At 73.6% G+C, this 3,541-nt stretch carries 3 protein-coding genes; 2 read left to right on the forward strand and 1 reads right to left on the reverse strand.

Translation table 11 applies throughout. The annotated features are described in order from the left end of the window. Positions 1 to 1,431 (reverse strand): alpha/beta fold hydrolase (locus GTW43_RS36225; protein WP_161306218.1); only part of this gene is annotated, 1,431 nt, incomplete at its 3' end. A 148-nt stretch (positions 1,432 to 1,579) separates the two neighbouring features. Here GTW43_RS36225 and GTW43_RS36230 point away from each other — a divergent pair. Together GTW43_RS36230 and GTW43_RS36235 are read left to right on the forward strand one after the other, a co-directional pair. Continuing rightward, a complete protein-coding gene (locus tag GTW43_RS36230; RefSeq protein WP_161306219.1) occupies positions 1,580 to 2,008 on the forward strand; it encodes an OsmC family protein in 429 nt (142 codons plus the stop codon). A gap of 454 nt (positions 2,009 to 2,462) precedes the next feature. After that, positions 2,463 to 3,541 (forward strand): NAD(P)/FAD-dependent oxidoreductase (locus GTW43_RS36235; RefSeq protein WP_161306220.1); only part of this gene is annotated, 1,079 nt, incomplete at its 3' end.

Below are 3,541 nucleotides of genomic sequence, written 5' to 3' on the forward strand. Positions count from 1 at the left end.
CGTCACCATGACGGCCCGGCGGCCGAGGGCCGCGCGGAGCCTGAGGGCTCCGCTCAGCGGAGTGGCGACGTCCCGTGCGTTCTGCACGAGCAGCACGTTCGAAGGGCCCCGGTCGGTCACCCGCACCGGCGGTTCCTTGCTCTTGTAGGGCCAGGCCGCGCAGACCATGGCGTTGCGCGGCATGCCCGCGGTGAGGGGGAACGCGGCGCGGCTGCGGGCGACGTCCTCGCGGTAGGCGTCCGCGGCGGCGGGCCACGCCACGTCGTTGCAGAGGGTTCCGGCACCCACGGCCGCCACGTTCTGCAGCGCGGCCTCCGGCGGTGCCGGAGGCGCGGGCGGCACGGTGCCCCGCTCGGCCGCCACCATCAGTGCGGCCAGGACGGGGAAGTCGTCGGGGTCGTAGAGGCTGTCGAGCATGGTCTGGCGCAGCACGCTGCCGTCGAGGACCGGCGGGTTGGCACCGGGCCAAGGGATCGGGTCCCGGTCGAGCCGGGCGGCCAGCCGCAGGAAGCGCGGCCGCACCTCCTCGGCCGTGGGCGCGACCCGGTGCGGATTGCCGGGCGCTGCGGCCCACCGCGCGAACACGGGGAAGGTGTCCTCGACGCCCTGCTCGTGACCGGCGAGCCAGGCCCGCGAGACACGTGCCGGGTCGGGGTCGTCGTTGCTGTCGAGCACGAACCGGTCCGTGCGCCGCGGGAACAGCTGCGCGTAGACCGCGCCGACGTACGTCCCGTACGACACGCCCCAGGCCGAGAGACGCCGCTCGCCGAGGGCCGCACGCAGCCGGTCGATGTCCCGGGCCTCGTTGCGGGTGCTCAGGTGGCGCAGCAGCGCGCCGCCGTGCTCGGCGCAGGCGCCCGCCATGCGGCGTGCGGTGGCCATGTTCCCGTCGATCGAACCGTCGGCTGCGGGCCAGGGCCGGAGTTTCGACAGGGCCAGGTCGCCGTGGTCGAGACCGCAGTCGACGGCGGTGGACGGGGCGAGCCCGCGCGGCGCGAACCCGATGAGGTCATAGGTGTCCCGCACGCGCTGCGGCAGCCTCTGGCCCTTGCCGGAAGGGTCGTCGAGGCTCGAGCCGCCGGGTCCGCCGGGGATCAGGAGCAGCGCACCGCGTCGGGCCCGTGGGTCCTCGCTCCGGATCCGCGAGACGGCGATGCTGATCCGCTCACCGCCGGGGTGCGCGTAGTCCATGGGGACGCGGAGCGTCGCGCACTCCTGGCGCGGGTCGGCGGCGGTGCTCGTGCAGGGCTTCCAGTCGAGGCCGGGGGCGGTGACCGGTGCCGCCGCGGCCGACGCGGCGAGCGGCGGGAGCGCGGCGAGGGCGAGCGCGGTGGCGGCGAGCGCGGCGGCGCTCCTCTTCACGGGCGTCAGCCTGTCCGGCGTCCCCGCGATCTGTGTCCTCTTGGTCCGTGTCCTCTTGATCGGTGTCATGGGGAGAGCCTCGCGCAGCGGTGTCCGTAACCCCATCCGGCCAACTGCCGGTTCGTCAGGGGGGATTACCCCAGGCCGCGCGTTCAGGCCCGGCGCGCGGTGCTGTCACGCCGCGGTGTGCGCCCCCGCAGCGGTTACTGTCGGCGGCATGACTGCTGACTCCCTCCGCTCCGTCACCGTCGAGCGCACCGGCCCGGGCCGGTTCACCGCCACGAACGCCCGCGGCGGCACCGTGGACTTCGAGACCGGCGACGGCACCGGCTTCACGCCCGTCGAACTGTTCCTCGCCGCGATCGGCGGCTGCTCCGCCGCCGATGTCGACGTCGCCACGACCCGGCACGCCGAGCCCGGCACGTTCTCCGTGACCGTCACCGGCCACAAGGTCGCGGACGAGAGCGGCAACCGGATGACCGACCTCGCGGTCACCTTCGACGTCACGTTCCCGGAGGGGGAGTCGGCCGACCGGGCGCGGGCCATCCTGCCGCGGGCGGTCAAGACCTCGCACGACCGTCTCTGTACGGTCAGCCGGACGGTGGAGGCGGGCACGCCGGTCGAGGTGAGCGTCGCCGGTTCCTGACGCATCATCAGCCACGAGGGCCCGGCCGGGCCCGGGGCGGGCCGTTCGCGGGCCCGGTCCGGGCGCCGGTGCGGGCCCGACGTGTCACTGGCGTTCGGCCCGGGCCCGGATCTCCCGCCCCGCCACCTCGAAGCCGCCCCGCCGCCCCGGTGCCCCGCCGCCTCGGAGCCGACGCGCCGAGCCGACCGTGCCGCCGCCCGCACCGATGGCAGGGGTCAACCCCTGTGCCGCCTTGGGTGATTGATGGCGATTCGTGCAGTGAGCGACGCCTTTGCGGTCGTGACCCACATCACATTACCCGCGGTATCTGAAACAGCGTGTCGCAGGTAAGTTGCGGGTATCACGCAGATGTGGAACCTCGCGTCTGAGCAACCGCCCGCGCTCCGGCGCGGCGGCGATCCTCCGTCCTCTGCCTCTCCCAGGGGCCCGTGAGCGAGAGTTAGGACCCTCCGCGATGGAGCAGCAGCACGTCGACGTCCTCGTCATCGGCGCCGGAATCTCCGGCATCAGCGCCGCGCGCCACGTGGTGCGCGACAACCCCGGCGCCTCCCTCGTCGTCCTCGAACGCCGCGCACGCGTCGGTGGCACCTGGGACCTGTTCCGGTACCCGGGCATCCGCTCGGACTCCGACATGTCCACGTTCGGGTTCGGATTCCGCCCCTGGCGCGACGCCCGCATCCTGGCCGGCGGTGCGGAGATCCGGCAGTACGTCGAGGACGCCGCGGCCGAGGACGGCGTCCTGAAGCACATCCGCTTCGGCCGTCGCGCGATCAGCGCGGACTTCTCGCACGACACCGGTCGCTGGACCGTCGAGGTGGAGGACGAGGCGGCCGGCACGCGCGAGACGTACAGCGCGGGCTACCTGGTCGGCGCCACCGGCTACTACGACTACGACCAGCCGTACCGCCCGCAGTTCCCGGGCGAGTCGGACTTCCGCGGCACGCTCGTCCACCCGCAGCACTGGCCCGAGGACCTCGACCACGCGGGCAAGCGCGTCGTCGTCATCGGCTCGGGCGCCACCGCGATCACCCTGCTTCCGGCGATGGCCGACGAGGCCGCGCACATCACCATGCTGCAGCGCTCGCCCACGTACGTCCTCGCCCTGCCCGAGACCGACCCCGTCACCGCCGTGCTGCAGAAGCTGCGCGCGCCCGCCGGGCTCACCCACCGGATCGCCCGCACGCGCAACATTGCGCTCCAGCGCGGGAGTTACGCCTTCTGCCGTAAGTACCCGCGGCTCGCCCGCAGGGCCCTGCTCGGCATGGTGCGCGCCCGGGCCGGGCGCAGCGTCGACATGCGTCACTTCACCCCGCGCTACAAGCCGTGGGACCAGCGCCTGTGCGTCGTCCCCGGCGGCGACCTCTTCAAGGTGCTCAGGAGCGGCAAGGCCTCGATCGCCACCGACCACATCGACACGTTCACCGCGGACGGCATCCGCCTCAGGTCCGGCGAGGAGCTGAAGGCGGACATCGTCATCACCGCCACCGGTCTGAACGTGCGCCTGATGGGCGGCATGGAACTCACCGTGGACGG

It is taken from the genome of Streptomyces sp. SID5785 (assembly GCF_009870065.1).
Taxonomy (GTDB): Bacteria; Actinomycetota; Actinomycetes; order Streptomycetales; family Streptomycetaceae; genus Streptomyces.